The 14304-nt window shown below is 41.3% G+C and carries 12 protein-coding genes; 6 read left to right on the top strand and 6 right to left on the bottom strand.

Annotation, left to right across the window (positions count from 1 at the left end; genetic code table 11):
• Positions 1 to 521: 521 nt before the first annotated feature.
• The 5 genes from M2135_RS14265 to M2135_RS14285 form a co-directional block, all read right to left on the bottom strand.
• Positions 522 to 1619, bottom strand: a complete 1098-nt coding sequence (locus M2135_RS14265) for a DUF4249 domain-containing protein (protein ID WP_280749197.1) — start codon at positions 1617 to 1619, stop codon at positions 522 to 524.
• A 2-nt stretch (positions 1620 to 1621) separates the two neighbouring features.
• Positions 1622 to 4258 (bottom strand): carboxypeptidase-like regulatory domain-containing protein, encoded by a 2637-nt coding sequence (locus M2135_RS14270; protein ID WP_280749198.1) that lies wholly within the window; start codon positions 4256 to 4258, stop codon positions 1622 to 1624.
• 9 nt (positions 4259 to 4267) lie between these two features.
• Positions 4268 to 5113, bottom strand: coding sequence for a FecR domain-containing protein (locus tag M2135_RS14275; RefSeq protein ID WP_280749199.1), 846 nt, complete (start codon positions 5111 to 5113; stop codon positions 4268 to 4270).
• Between the two features lie 12 nt (positions 5114 to 5125).
• Positions 5126 to 5863 (bottom strand): porin family protein, encoded by a 738-nt coding sequence (locus M2135_RS14280; RefSeq protein ID WP_280749200.1) that lies wholly within the window; start codon positions 5861 to 5863, stop codon positions 5126 to 5128.
• Positions 5864 to 5948: 85 nt separating this feature from the next.
• The gene (locus M2135_RS14285; RefSeq protein ID WP_280749201.1) at positions 5949 to 6461 is read right to left on the bottom strand and encodes an RNA polymerase sigma-70 factor; all 513 of its coding nucleotides are present in this window, start codon (positions 6459 to 6461) and stop codon (positions 5949 to 5951) included.
• Positions 6462 to 6627: 166 nt separating this feature from the next.
• Between M2135_RS14285 and M2135_RS14290 the strand changes: the two genes are divergently transcribed.
• Positions 6628 to 8022, top strand: coding sequence for an alanine/glycine:cation symporter family protein (locus M2135_RS14290; protein ID WP_280749202.1), 1395 nt, complete (start codon positions 6628 to 6630; stop codon positions 8020 to 8022).
• 48 nt (positions 8023 to 8070) lie between these two features.
• On the opposite strand, the gene M2135_RS14295 is transcribed toward M2135_RS14290, so the two are convergent.
• On the bottom strand, positions 8071 to 9297 hold the full coding sequence (locus tag M2135_RS14295) for a pitrilysin family protein (protein ID WP_280749209.1): 1227 nt from the start codon (positions 9295 to 9297) through the stop codon (positions 8071 to 8073).
• A 357-nt stretch (positions 9298 to 9654) separates the two neighbouring features.
• On the opposite strand from M2135_RS14295, the gene M2135_RS14300 reads away from it, so the two are divergent.
• The 5 genes from M2135_RS14300 to M2135_RS14320 all read left to right on the top strand — a co-directional run bounded on the left by M2135_RS14300 (position 9655) and on the right by M2135_RS14320 (position 14118).
• A complete protein-coding gene (locus tag M2135_RS14300; RefSeq protein WP_280749203.1) occupies positions 9655 to 10248 on the top strand; it encodes an HU family DNA-binding protein in 594 nt (197 codons plus the stop codon).
• Between the two features lie 27 nt (positions 10249 to 10275).
• The gene (locus tag M2135_RS14305; protein WP_280749204.1) at positions 10276 to 10866 is read left to right on the top strand and encodes an ORF6N domain-containing protein; all 591 of its coding nucleotides are present in this window, start codon (positions 10276 to 10278) and stop codon (positions 10864 to 10866) included.
• Positions 10867 to 10990: 124 nt separating this feature from the next.
• Positions 10991 to 11356 (top strand): DUF2946 family protein, encoded by a 366-nt coding sequence (locus M2135_RS14310; protein ID WP_280749205.1) that lies wholly within the window; start codon positions 10991 to 10993, stop codon positions 11354 to 11356.
• A 98-nt stretch (positions 11357 to 11454) separates the two neighbouring features.
• Positions 11455 to 13611, top strand: a complete 2157-nt coding sequence (locus M2135_RS14315) for a TonB-dependent receptor (RefSeq protein WP_280749206.1) — start codon at positions 11455 to 11457, stop codon at positions 13609 to 13611.
• A gap of 18 nt (positions 13612 to 13629) precedes the next feature.
• Positions 13630 to 14118 carry a DUF4625 domain-containing protein gene (locus M2135_RS14320; RefSeq protein WP_280749207.1) on the top strand — a complete coding sequence of 163 codons (489 nt, stop codon included), beginning with the start codon at positions 13630 to 13632 and terminating at the stop codon, positions 14116 to 14118.
• Positions 14119 to 14304 lie beyond the last annotated feature (186 nt).

Below are 14304 nucleotides of genomic sequence, written 5' to 3' on the forward strand. Positions count from 1 at the left end.
AAGGTAGATTAATTACATATCATTAGATAATCTATCACAATTTTATATCATTATTATTATACTAATATAATCCCATTACATATATGCAAATTGCAATTTTCAATATATATATTCTCATAGATATTACATGATCAATAAATACAGAACAAAAAGTTACCGTTAAAGATTATTATTTATATCTCATATTTATGTAGAATACTTACAATTATTACTAATACAATACACATGACATATAATATCTTAAAAGATGTTGTTAACATTAAGCCATATGTATAACATCCTTATTTACAAATATTTTAAAATATAATTATGAAAATAAATGCGCTAATACATAGTAATTTTTTTATTATGTACTTCGCATTATCCAAGCATTAGTATCAAAAGGTGATTCAATTGAAAGCAAATCTAATAGAAGATATAGCTTCAACTTAAGAAAAAGGAGAAAATAGTCTTTATGTGTTAATTTAAATTAAAAACACATCAGAAAGGGGGAGTTATGAATAAAACGGATTCAACTCACATTATTGATCAAAAGGATTCCAGATTGGAACGGTATCGGAAAAAGGCATCGTAATACGTTTGGTTGAAAGTTGATAGCCGGCAACAATGCCATACCCATTAGCCACATTGCTGTAGGCGGCCATCGGCTCACGCAAAGATTCGATGTCCCATCCGTTCAGATAAAAGGTCCATACCGCTTTCATGTATTGATAATAAGGCTCTGAGACAGAGAGTAAGATAAAGTCGTAGTGAACAATCGCTGTTAAGGCATCACTCTGATAGGAATAGGTATTATACGCCGACAGGGTCGATTTTAAGGCGTATTCACGTCCATCAATCAAATCATCCGAAAAGGCGCCAAAACTGTAAAAAGAATTTATTTTTTCAGGGAGTGGATTGTTACTCATCGGATTAAGTATAGGATCGTCGCACGACACATGAAAACCATCAACTTCGGTCATATAATTACCATAATTCGCATACCCGAAAGCATTGAAGAGATGGCTATAATAGTGATTTCCAAACATTCCGACTTCATTTGTCGTTGTGATAAGAGTGTCTCCTTTATGGTATTCGGTCACCCGCCGGACCAGGAAACGGTAATAATTTTTTTCACCGGATTTGTCCCTGAATCGCATAGAACAGATCAGTGACTCGTCGTCAGACTGGTCATCAACAGCCCTCCCACTGATTGTATCTACAGAGAGAATTTCCGTATAATCCGGCAGAGTCGTTTCTCCACGAACAACGTCAAATCCAGGCGCTTCGGCGACAATCTCCAGCTTATCTCCCGCTTCCACCCGACAGCCGGGCAAGGCATACAGTCCTTTAACAGATAGTGTATCCTCTTCATGGCGATCAACCGGTTGCATCGTACCTCTATATACATTATTAATATATACATCTATCTTCACCGAACCGACTTCTACTTCCCATTGCTTATCTGTAATGAACCAACTCTTTGTGACATGTGCACTCACATCCTTATCCGGAGAAGCTGATGTATACAAAACCAGCTTAGGAGGGCTCGGATCTATTTTTATCCGGATCTCCGGATTGCAGGAGATAAATAGGATCAGGAATACTGCCGGGAATAGGGTATGTACGAATCTCATCATTGTCAGAACTTATACGTATACGAAAACGAAGGTACGAAATTAAAGATTGTCGTCTTATAGAGTTTCACCTCCCACTCTTTACCCGAGTAAGTCACAACAGGTTCAACTGCAATGGGATTGTCTTTCAGGTAAGCATTATATATACTGAAATTCCATATACCCATATTACCACTCTTCTTGGGGCGGTAGATGTTTATCCCCAAATCCAACCGGTGATAAGGGGGCAACTGGTAATTATTCCTTTGATCTGATCCTGAGAGGATAATACGATAATCATCTCCCCAGTAGATATGACCGGGAAGTTGTGAGGGTGCAAGATAATAGTCGGTCAGAAGTGTGATACGGTTGCCGGAAGCAAAGATCCAGTTTGCATTGAGTTCGACTTTCTCTGATAAGCGATGTGAGATGACCAGATCCACTTTATGGCGGTTATCATATTTTGAAGAAAACCACTCCCCCTTATTAATGCCGGTATCATTAAACCGCCTGTTACTCCAGGATAAGGTATAGGCCAACCATCCCCGGGTTTTCCCGGTATTCTTGCGAATCATCAATTCCGTCCCGTATGAACGCCCTTCACCCAAGGCAACACGCTTCTCCCAATTCGGGAAGGAAGATATTATCGAAGAGGCATCTTTATATTCAAGGATATTGTCTGTTGTTTTATAGTAACCCTCAATCGACAAATCATATTGTTTGGCTAAATCAGCATACAATCCTGCAGAAAAATGATGAGACGCTATCGGGGGGATACGCTTGGTCACCGGGACCCATAAATCAGTCGGCAAATTTATAGACGTACTTGATAGCTGATGGACATACTGGTTCATTTTTGAATAAGAAATTTTAACAGATATTTCCGGACGGATAAGGTATCGCCCGGAAATACGCGGCTGAAATGAATGATAAGTACTCCCCTGAACATGGAAGATCGTATGTCTGAAGCCGCCTCTGAGCCATATCCGGTCGTTCAATAAAAGTTCGTCTTCTGCATAAAAAGAGAGTTCATGACCCCGGATAAAAGGGTCATTGAAGACTGTATCGGTAGAATATTGGCTGATTGAATCTTTTGTCCACGATTCCATCTTGTTCAGCCCCGGCCGAAAAAAATGAAGCAGGTAATCAGTACCTGCCCGTATGCGATGCTTTTCATGTAAACGAATCTCAAAATCCGCTTTAATGCTGAGATCCTCCATCCGCGATCGATAATCCTGAAAGTTATAATAGATCTGCTTCTTTTCATGGAATCGATTTTCTGTTTGCATCACCCGCGATCGATATCGGCTGTAACCTATTGTAAAATTGGCAAATAGATTATTATTAAACACATAATTCCAGTTCATTGAACCGACAAGATTACCCCATCGCCAACGAAACAAATCTTCATCTTTTGTTTCGTACTTCTCCCCCGATTTAAAATTATCATCACCCATGTAAAAGATCAACCGCATCTGACTTTTATCTGAGAATGAATGATTTAACTTCGCATTAATATCATAAAAATAATAACCGGCAATCAGCTTTCTGGTCTTTTTACGGTTGGTCGCCGAAAGTACAGAGGCAACAATCAAGTCCGGCCATGTACGTCGCACAGAGAAATTGAACGATGAACGACCCTTTATAATCGGCCCTTCCAGATTTGCTTTGGCTGAAATAAGACCTAACGACAGACTTCCATGATACTGCTGACGATCGCCATCCTTCATCCGCACATCAATCACTGATGAGGCACGGCCACCGTATTGAGCCGGAAAAGCTCCTTTGTAAAAGGTTGTATTCTTCAGAGCGTCAGCATTAAAGGCTGAAAAAAAACCACCCAGGTGGCTCACATGATAGACCGGATTTCCATCGACCAGATATAGATTTTCGTCGCCATTCCCCCCTCGCACATAGAGCGCACTCATCCCTTCCATCCCTTGCGCTACCCCAGGCAGATGCTGAAGTGTCTTCACCAGATCCGGTTCTCCGAGCAGAGTGGGCATCGAAGTAATATTGGAAATAGAAAGATCTGTTTTTCCCGGAATAGAGGTAACTATATCTTTATCAATACTTTCCCCTTCTATCAGGATCTCTCCTAACCGTCCGGATGCAGGTAAAAGTATTTCTAAAAGCGTATCCTTTTGTAAGATAAAATTGATCTCCCTCGGTTCATAGCCTACATAAGAAGCCCGTAAATGTACTTTTCCAGCAGGCAAAGTAAGGCTAAAAAAGCCATAACTGTTTGATACAGAACCATTATTAGACCCTTTGTCCAATAAAGATGCACCCAACAAACTTTCATACGATACTGAGTCCCGAATAAACCCGCTAATGGTGTATTGAAAACCACTCTTTTTTAGGATAATATATTTTCCGGTAATTTTATAGGCAAAAGGTAACGATGAAAAGAGCCGTTTTAGACAATATGACAACGATTCTTCCGACGCAGAAAAAGAAATTTTTTGGAAATCTTTTACGATCGAAGATTCATACGAAAATGTCATATTAGACTGTTTTTCAATTATTAACAGCAACTCTTCAAGAGGAATATTGTCCACTTCCACGGTAATCAAGGCGGCTGCCCTTGAAAATTGGGCTTTTAACCCCCAAAACATACCGGTGAATAGGGAAAAAATTAGTATCAAAAAGAGTCGTTGCATGCGTTGTTTTTATGGCTTAGAGACAACAGTCAGATGGGTATCCAGAGTCTGGTTAATAATAAAGAGTGTTTCTTCAAGAGATAAATCATTAAAAGTAGCCGTCAATTTCAAATCTAAAGATCCTTTTTCATTGATAATCTGCACATTAAAACATTCATTCAAATCTCTAATGACACGTTCAAGCGGTGTCTCATGGAAAATCAGCGTCTGTGTTTTCCAAGAAAGATAATTCATATCATTATCAGCTACCTGTATGGCTATTCTTTTATTTTCAGCATTGTATTCCGCTGACATACCGGCAGTTAAAAGGTTCTTATCTCCCTCCGAATGATCTTCAAATAGCACTTTCCCGCTCGCCACATTGATCTTTGTAGCCTCTTCCCGCTCTTCAATCTGAAAACTGGTACCGACTACCGTAGTGACTGTATAAGTCGTTTTAACAGCAAAAGGGCGCATTACATCCTGCTTTACCTGGAAAAAAGCCTTCCCATTCATCTCCACAGTACGTCTTTTCTGATTAAAATCCTTTCTATTATACTTGATTTTTGAATCTCCTGCCAACGATACCAAGGTACTATCAGGCAGATAAACGTCTTTAGATTGATTTGATAACGTATTGACTATCACCCAATCAGGCGTGTTTTTATGCATCAGATAAACTATTCCAAAGCCAATAAGCAATACAAATACTGCCGCAATTCCAGCTACATAACGACGCAAAGGTATACGCTTACGAATAGCAGATCCGGCAGCAAAACGTTTCCAGGCTTCATCCGTATTCAGCTTCTTCTCGTTATAATGTTTAGCGACAAAAGCGATACGTTGTTCAAATTTGTCCTGTTGCTCGTGACTCATAAAGCATTAAAATTATTTTCCGATTTTAAATTTATATCCAACTAATAGACTAACTGTGTGATATTTAGCATCAATTTGATCCCATTCAAATTCTTTGCCCAAAGAGATATCATATCCCAGATTCATCACCCATTGTTTCACTTCAACCCCCAAACTGGCCGTAGCTCCCCAATCAAATTTGTTACTGCCCGAATTCAGCTGCTTCGTATAATAGCCATAGCTACTATACCCGTAACCACCACTATAATAGTACTCTCCATAGCCATAAGAGGGCAGAAAAGCCCCATAACCGGGATAATAAACCCCATTTGGAGCCGATTCATTGAAATGGTACTCCCAGTTCGTCATTTCATATTTCTCGCCTACCTGCACCGCAAAATAAGGCCCGGCAGCTATATTTAACCTGACATCCTCTGCTACAGCAAAAGAAAACTGCCCCATAACGGGCAATTGCAGAAAATGACGGGTCAATTTTACCGCGGAGTTACCAAAAAACTCTTTTTCAGTATTCAAATAACTCAAATTATCGATCGAAAAGCCCCTTTGAGTATAATTAATTCCCGATTTTATCGAAAAAAAAACAGGTGTAAATTGATATTCCACCCCCAACCCAACTTTCACGCCGGCTCGCCATTTGTTGTAATCAACACTCTTGGCTGCAGTCAACCCTGCTTCTGTCGTTAAACTCCACTGAGCCTGTACGTTAGTAATAGCAAAAATCATCATCACAAGTAAAAAAATCCTTTTCATCTCTCCTGTTTTAGTCATAATTCATATCGTTTAATTCTATTATTATGACAACAAAAATGAAAAAACCCCTACCCGATGTGCCAAATTATCCGAAAAAAAACAGGTAAATACGCTTAGCACTCTCCCGTAATGTTTTCAGAGCCTTACCCATCTGATTCTCTACAGTTTTAATAGAAATAGTGAGTTCATCGGCAATTTCTTGGTATTTAAGACCATCTCTTTTGGATAATAAGAAGATTTTTTTTCGTTCTGGAGGGAGTTGATCGATCGCATTCCATAAACGGGCGTTCCGTTCGGCTAAAAAGACCTCTTCGTCACCAGAATAATCGGTCAAATCAGGGATTTCTTCCAACGAACGCTGTTCATTCATTGAAGTGATAAAAGAGAGCGATCTGTTTCGTACTGTCTGATACATATATGCTTTCAGATTCTCAATTGCCTGTCCTCCGGACAACTTGCCCCACACATCTGTAAATGCTTGTTGCACAACATCTTCAGCATCATCAATCTGCCCTGTATATCTGAGAGCAAACAGACATAAAGGTCTATACAATTCTTTAAATTGATGTTCAAATTCCACAGTCGAAAACAAAGCCATATATACTCATCGATAGGTTTAACCAATACAAAGTAAGACCCTTTTTCATTAACTATAGACAATTTCAGATAAATTATTACAGAATTAAGAAAAAGAAAGACAAAGAGATCGTGTATACTGATTTTTACCTATGTTTGCGGAATAAACAATTGATACTATCAGCATTATGGAACTCACACAACAGACGATCAACACCCTGAATGACTTGCTTTGGACGTATATATTGATCGGTTTATTACTCGGATGTGCACTATGGTTTACTTTTCGTTCCCGTTTTGTACAATTCCGTCTGTTGGGAGAGATGATTCGCCTATTAGGCGATTCCACCGCTAAAACGGCAGAAAAACAGATATCCTCCTTTCAGGCATTCGCCGTATCACTGGCGAGCCGTGTAGGAACAGGGAATTTAGCAGGAGTAGCGACAGCAATTGCTGTTGGAGGGCCAGGTGCAGTATTCTGGATGTGGATTATTGCACTTTTTGGCGCTTCCAGCGCATTTATTGAGTCTACACTCGCTCAATTATATAAAGTCAAAGGAAAAGATTCATTTATCGGTGGCCCGGCATATTATATGGAACGTGGTTTGGGAAAACGTTGGCTGGGTGTATTATTTGCCGTACTTATAGCCATCACGTTTGGTTTCGCCTTCAACTCCGTACAAAGCAACACCATATGCGCCGCATGGGAATCGGCATTTGGCATAAAGTCCTCCTATATGGGCGTTTTCATCACCATTTTTACCCTTATCATTATTTTTGGAGGTATTCAGCGTATTGCCAAAGTAAGTAGTATCATCGTACCAGCCATGGCATTAGGTTACATTGTATTGGCATTCGGAATCGTTATATTCAATCTGAATAAACTTCCGGGAGTCTTTGAGATGATTATCGGGAATGCTTTTGGCTGGGAGCAATTTGTCGGAGGAGGTGTGGGAGCCGCTTTAATGCAAGGGATTAAAAGAGGACTCTTTAGCAATGAAGCGGGAATGGGCTCGGCTCCAAACGTAGCTGCTACAGCAAGTACATCACATCCGGTCAAACAAGGATTAATACAAGCATTAGGCGTTTTCACCGATACATTGATCATTTGCACCTGTACCGCATTCATTATTCTATTCAGCGGAGCGCCTTTGGACAGTTCGATTAATGGCATTCAACTGACACAACAAGCTTTAACCAATGAAATCGGTGAAATCGGAACCATTTTTGTTGCCTTAGCCATTTTACTCTTTGCTTTCAGCAGTATCATCGGAAACTATTATTACGGCGAAGCCAATATCCGGTTTATTACGTCCAAACGATATATATTACAACTATACAGAGTCTTAGTCGGGGGCATGGTCTTATTTGGAGCCTTAGCCAGCCTGGATCTTGCCTGGAGTCTGGCGGATATCACCATGGGGTGCATGACCCTGTGTAACTTGGTCGCAATCATCCTGTTAAGCCGTCAGGCTTTCCTGCTGTTGAACGATTATGTCAGCCAGAAGAAAAGAGGAATAAAAAGTCCGGTCTTCGATAAAAACACGATCCCTGAACTGAAAGATAAAATAGAAAGCTGGTGATGCGCGTTCATGCGCGCAAATTGACAAGGGACAATTAGAAAGCCTTTATTAACAATAGATTAAATAAGAGAGTTGTTCGGGAATAAAGACCTCGTTTGCTGTATTACGAAGGTCTTCAGCAGTTAAAACATCGATTTTACCGGCAATTTCTTCCAAAGAACTATAAGAACCATGATGAAGGTAGTTTTTCCCAAGTCCCAGGAATAATCCCTCCCGATTATCCCTTGAAATAGCCATTTGAGCGATTATTTGGCGCTTAACCACAGCCATCTGGGAGGTAGATAATTTCTTTTCCTGCAACTCACGAAGGACTTTTTTGACTAATTGCAGCGCCTTTTCCAAGTGTTTCGGATCTGTTCCGAAATAAATCGAAGCCATTCCGGTATCCGTATAAGAGGTTATGTTCGATTCAATCGTATAAACCAGTCCATGACGCTCACGCAACATCAGATTAAGACGGCTATTCATTCCGGGGCCGCCCAATAGATTATTCAGGACAAATAAAGCCATCCGCTTCTCATCATACATGCTATATGCTCTATTTCCGATCAAAACATGCGCCTGATGGGTGTCTTTATCCATTCTGTTCGATGAAACCTTATATTCTGAGGGAGCAATACGTGCAGAATTGCCGCTATTCGCCGCAAGATTCAACGCGCCCGTCAAACGCTCAAGCGTTTTGACAAGCTGTTTAAACGGTTGCCGCCCCATAGAGAAAAAAACCATCTGTTCAGGCATATAAAAACGGTGCAAAAAAGAGAGACCGTCTTCTGGCGTATATCGCTCGATAGATTCCTGATTACCAAGAATATGATGCCCCAACTGATGCCCGGCAAAGATCTGATTTTCAAATTCATCATAAATCAATTCTGAAGGACTATCTTCATACGAATTAATCTCATCCAGAATCACTTCTTTCTCTTTTTCCAGTTCTTTCTGGGGAAAAGAGGAATGAAACACAATATCAGTCAATAATTCGACACTCCTGTTGAAATGTTCAGCCAAAAAGACCGAATAGACAAACGTCTCCTCTTTTGTTGTATAAGCGTTCAACTCACCACCTACGACCTCCATCCGGTTCAGGATATGCCAGGCCTTCCGCTTTGTTGTCCCCTTAAACAGCATATGCTCAACCAGATGAGCCATCCCGTGTTCATCATCACGTTCATCGCGCGTACCTGCATTAACTGCAAATCCACAGTAAGAAACAGGCGATTCCACCGGCAGATGAATAATTCGCAGGCCATTTTGAAGTTGATATGTATGATAGCGCATCTCTTTCATGTTGAATTGAAGCGCTAAGGTACAATATTTATCTTTAGTTGTAACAACCACCGAAAAGGTCCCTCCGAAATAGCCAACCGATCTAAAAAAGTGTCCAAATTCATCATTCTTAATCTCCCGTTTTTACGAACATCGTCACTGTTTTTCTTTTCTTTTCAGAAGAGGAACGCTATTTTTGCTTCAGAAAAAATCATTTGACAATTGTCGAATAAACAGTTGATAGCTATCGAACGATCATTTCATAATTATTGAATACTCGTTTGACAATTGTCGAATGAATATTTCAAAAAAAATAATTCATTTTTTGTATTCAATCATTTTTATAAACCCCTTTAATCAACCAAAACAATGAGTTTAAAATTCACCTTACACAAAACTCCTGTTCCCAAAAACAGGGAAAAAGAGAAACTACAACATGCACGAATCGTATCCAACGGGACCATGGACATGGAAAAAATGTGCAAGTTAGTATCCGCCGGCAGTTCATTTTCTTCGGCCGATGTCAAAGGAATCCTTGAGGCGTTTACCCATTGGATGAGTATTTACCTTTCAGACGGCACTCATATCCATCTGGAAGGGATCGGGCACTTCTTTCCGACACTCCGCAGCAGTTATCTGGATGTCGAAAACGGGGAAAAAGCGCTGAGTATCGCCATAGACACCGTCGGTTTCCGCTGTTCGTCCCGCTTGAAAAAACAGTTGCGCCAAGCGACGCTTGAACGCATCATCCCCCCTAAGGGCAAACGAATGAGTCAGGAAGAGCGGCAGGAGAACATTTTATCTTATCTCCTGAAAAATGAGTATATCAGCTGTACAGGAGCAATGGGTCTTAACCATTGCACGCGATATACCGCCTTGGACGATCTTAAAACATTGATTGCGGCGGGGAGAATACGCTGCGTCGGACGCACCCGACAAACGGTGTATATCATGCGTAACTGATTATAAACCCTTTAATTCTATCATAATATGGAATTAGTGACCGGTCGGAAAAGTCCATCTTCTATTCAACATAAAATTCACGAAATAAGAGGAGTAAAAGTCATGTTAGACTTTGATCTGGCGGAGATGTATGGTATTTTAACAAAACGACTGAAAGAGCAGGTCAGGCGTAATATCGAACGTTTCCCCGAAGATTTCATGTTTCAATTAACTCAATCTGAATGGGATGAACTGGTCGCAAATTGCGACCAGTTGCCACAACAAATAAAACACTCTTCTATCATTCCTACCGCATTCACCCAGGAAGGAGTTGCCATGTTGTCGGGAGTATTGCGTTCACCTATAGCAATACAAGTGAATATAACTATTATGCGTGCTTTTGTTGCATTACGTAATATGTTAGTTGTTGCCAAAGAAGAAAATAAACTACCAGAACTGATAAAACGTATTGAAACATTGGAAGAGATAAGTGAAGAGACATTAGCGACTATCAACGATCTTTCGGAAGAGAACCGGCGTGAGTTGGATGAAATCTATATCGCGCTTTCCGAACTTGCCTCCCGGCAGAAAACACTTTCCAAACCCCGTAATCCCATCGGGTATACGAAAAAACAATGATTAATTAAGAAAAAAGAGGTTTTCGCAGTTACTTGTATGTGTTTTTTTTACCCTAAAAAAAACAGCTGTTTTTGTATTTCACTCAAAAAAACTACTTTTGTTGCGGATTAAACTCTCTATCCGAGTGAAATTAGAAAGGCAAAAACGGATCTTTACCGCATGGATGCTGTTGTTTTGTCTGCTTCCTTTGGCAGTGACAAAGATAACGCACCACCATGATCACCATGCAGGACATACCTGTACGGAGATGCATACACATATATATGATCATGATTCAACAAATGCGGAAGATTCAACATCACATGACCATTCCGATGATTCGGATCATTGTGAGATCTGCCAGTTTATCCTCTCACCTTTCCTGGCTCTCCAAACAGAGCCTTTTCAATCATTCCTGACACTTCTCTCCATAGAAGAGTCTTTTTGTCTGAGCGAAGGAACATCCGTTTCGGCTCATAGCTATTCTTTACGGGCTCCGCCTGTTGTTTGATTGACTACCAATTTTTGTGATTTTAAGTTGCCGGGGGATAATTAGGTTTTCCGGGAACAAGTTTATCTACAAACAGATATTCAATTCAAAAAACAGCTATGCGTTTAAAATATGCTGTGGCATGGATCATATGCTGGTCTTCCGGTATATTACATGCCCAACAGACCGACACGCTGATGGAGCAGTCGATCAAAGAAATAATCATCACGGAGAACTACCGGATGGCGCGAAACAAACAAGTAACCGTACCGTTGGAAATGGCCGGAAAAGCCTTTCTGGAAAATCATTTTTCGGGTAACCTGATGCAGACACTCGAGCGGTTGCCGGGTGTTCAGTCGATGGATATCGGTTCGGGCTTTTCCAAACCGGTTATCCGGGGGATGGGATTCAACCGCGTTTCGGTGACCGAGAACGGGATCAAACAGGAAGGACAACAATGGGGCGCTGATCACGGCCTGGAAATCGATGCTTTTAATGTCGAGCAGGTGGCTATCCGCAAAGGACCGGCCTCATTGCTCTACGGGAGTGATGCCATGGGTGGGGTAGTTGAAATAACTCCGGCAGCACCTCCGTTCGACGATCAGTTTTATGGAGAAGTGGCTTTACTGGGTAAATCGGTCAACGACCTATTGGGCGGTTCGGTGATGGTGGGTCTAAAAAAAGGGAAATTCCATACCAAATTGCGCTTTTCCGAACAACATTTTGGGGATTATCGTGTACCGACCGACCATATTGTCTACCTGACGCAACATATCCCAATCGCCAATAAACGGTTGAAAAACACCGCCGGTTTGGAACGTAATATCAGTTGGCTGGGCGAATACCGCAATGGCCGGTATATGAGTAGTTATTCGGTCAGCAATGCCTATCAGAAAGTCGGGTTCTTCCCCGGAGCGCATGGTATCCCTGATGCGTCGCGGGTAAAAGATGATGGCGATTCGCGGAATATCGATCTCCCTTACAGTAAAGTCAATCATCTGAAAGCGACAACGCGCCAGCAATATTCCTGGGACAACCTGTTGTTACAGTGGAACCTGGGGTATCAGAACAATCACCGGGAAGAGTGGAGCAGCTTCCATACCCATTACGGCACGCAGCAGCCACCGGTGGTTGACCCTGATAAAGAGTTGATGTTCAACCTGAACACCTTCAGTTCGTCTGTCAAACTACAATTGTTTGGCTCGTCTACTTGGAAACATACGGCAGGTTGGGATATCCAATATCAACAGAATACCATCGGCGGCTATTCATTCTTGTTGCCGGAGTATAAGCGGCTAACGACCGGTTTTTTCTGGTTGACTGATTATCAGGTCAAAGAAGGATTAACGATCAGTGGTGGATTGCGCTATGATTTCGGTCATATAAACAGTAATGAGTTTATAGATACACATCTGGCAGAATACCTTCGCAAACAAGGTTATCCGGAAGAAGAGGTTACAGCGAACAGTATCCGCAGTCACGCGGTAGACCGTTCGTTCGGTGACTGGTCGGGCTCGGTTGGCGTAGTTTGGACACCGGTTGAAGGACATTTGTTAAAGGCGAATATCGGTCACAGCTTCCGTCTGCCGGGAGCCAACGAGTTGGCATCCAATGGAGTTCATCACGGTACGTTCCGCCACGAACAAGGTTATATTTCACTCGACTCGGAAAAAGGCTGGCAATTTGACTTGGCCTATACCTGGAATAGATCCTGGGGCAGTATACAATTTTCTCCTTTTATCTCCTGGTTCAGCAACTATATCTTCCTGCATCCCAGCGGGGAATGGTCTATCCTACCCCATGCCGGACAGGTATACCGGTATACCGGAGCAGAAGCGCTTTTTGCCGGAGCAGAAGCCAGTGTGGAAGTTTTTCTGACCAAACAACTGACATACTCCCTGACAGGGGATTATGTCTATACGTATAACTGCGACGAACATATCCCATTAAGCTTCTCGCCGCCTGCCTCTGTCCGGAACAGTCTGACCTGGCAATATAAAAAATTACAACTCTTTGGTGAGTATCATTATATCGCCCGGCAAAACCGGGTAGACCGCAATGAAGAACCTACTCCGGAAGCGCATCTGTTTAATGCCGGAGCCTCCTATTCATTCTCTCTTGGTAAAGTAGAACCTGTAATCACCTTATCGGCAAAGAATCTGTTGAATAAACGTTATTACAACCACTTAAGTTTTTACCGGAGAGTAGAAATCCCAGAACCTGGACGAAATTTTCAGGTGATGATTAAAGTACCTTTTAATAGTTTTTTCAAATAAAATTAAATGATTATACATATGAAAACAAGAACATTTTTTACCCTGTTGAGTTTAGTCGTAGCATTCGTTTCGTTTAACTCCTGTGACGATGATGGAGATACGAGCAAACCGGTTATTCAGATCATACAACCGGAAGATGGAGCGGAATTACTCATTGGCTCAACTCTCCTTGTGAAACTGGAATTAAGCGACAATGAGGCATTACGCTCCTACAGAATAAATATCCATGATGCAGCAGGACATTCACACGGAGAAGGAATCCATGAAGAGGAGGAGGAAGATGATGACGAGCATGATGAACATGCAGAAGAGGATCACAAAGAAAACCCTTTCTCTTTTGATAAATCCTGGGATGTATCGGGAGATAAAGCGACCGTTGAGCAACAGATCACTATTCCTAAAGATGTATCACCCGGCAAATACCATATGATCGTTTTCTGTTCTGATATTTCAGGGAATGAGGGGCAGGCTGTAAGGAGTATGACCTTTTTGATTCAATACGAATAAAAAAATAAAGGATGTCCCAAAAGTTAGAAAGATATTTAATGTCGTTATAAATTGTAAGTTCAAAAAAGTCCTCTGGACTTTAATGTGCATAACCCCGGGTGAAACCCAGTCATGTTCGGAAGAAGTTTGTCGTTTTTTACGAAAGTATATATTTCTTTCTGTTATGGATAACTAGGTAGTTATCAA

The organism is Parabacteroides sp. PF5-9 (assembly GCF_029893105.1).
Taxonomy (GTDB): domain Bacteria; phylum Bacteroidota; class Bacteroidia; order Bacteroidales; family Tannerellaceae; genus JARXWG01.

Bases quoted from the DNA above. Each gene is read 5' to 3' on its own strand.
- M2135_RS14265 (WP_280749197.1), bottom strand. From the start codon at position 1,619: ATGATGAGATTCGTACATACCCTATTCCCGGCAGTATTCCTGATCCTA.
- M2135_RS14270 (WP_280749198.1), bottom strand. From the start codon at position 4,258: ATGCAACGACTCTTTTTGATACTAATTTTTTCCCTATTCACCGGTATG.
- M2135_RS14275 (WP_280749199.1), bottom strand. From the start codon at position 5,113: ATGAGTCACGAGCAACAGGACAAATTTGAACAACGTATCGCTTTTGTC.
- M2135_RS14280 (WP_280749200.1), bottom strand. From the start codon at position 5,863: ATGAAAAGGATTTTTTTACTTGTGATGATGATTTTTGCTATTACTAAC.
- M2135_RS14285 (WP_280749201.1), bottom strand. From the start codon at position 6,461: ATGGCTTTGTTTTCGACTGTGGAATTTGAACATCAATTTAAAGAATTG.
- M2135_RS14290 (WP_280749202.1), top strand. From the start codon at position 6,628: ATGGAACTCACACAACAGACGATCAACACCCTGAATGACTTGCTTTGG.
- M2135_RS14295 (WP_280749209.1), bottom strand. From the start codon at position 9,297: ATGCGCTATCATACATATCAACTTCAAAATGGCCTGCGAATTATTCAT.
- M2135_RS14300 (WP_280749203.1), top strand. From the start codon at position 9,655: ATGAGTTTAAAATTCACCTTACACAAAACTCCTGTTCCCAAAAACAGG.
- M2135_RS14305 (WP_280749204.1), top strand. From the start codon at position 10,276: ATGGAATTAGTGACCGGTCGGAAAAGTCCATCTTCTATTCAACATAAA.
- M2135_RS14315 (WP_280749206.1), top strand. From the start codon at position 11,455: ATGCGTTTAAAATATGCTGTGGCATGGATCATATGCTGGTCTTCCGGT.
- M2135_RS14320 (WP_280749207.1), top strand. From the start codon at position 13,630: ATGAAAACAAGAACATTTTTTACCCTGTTGAGTTTAGTCGTAGCATTC.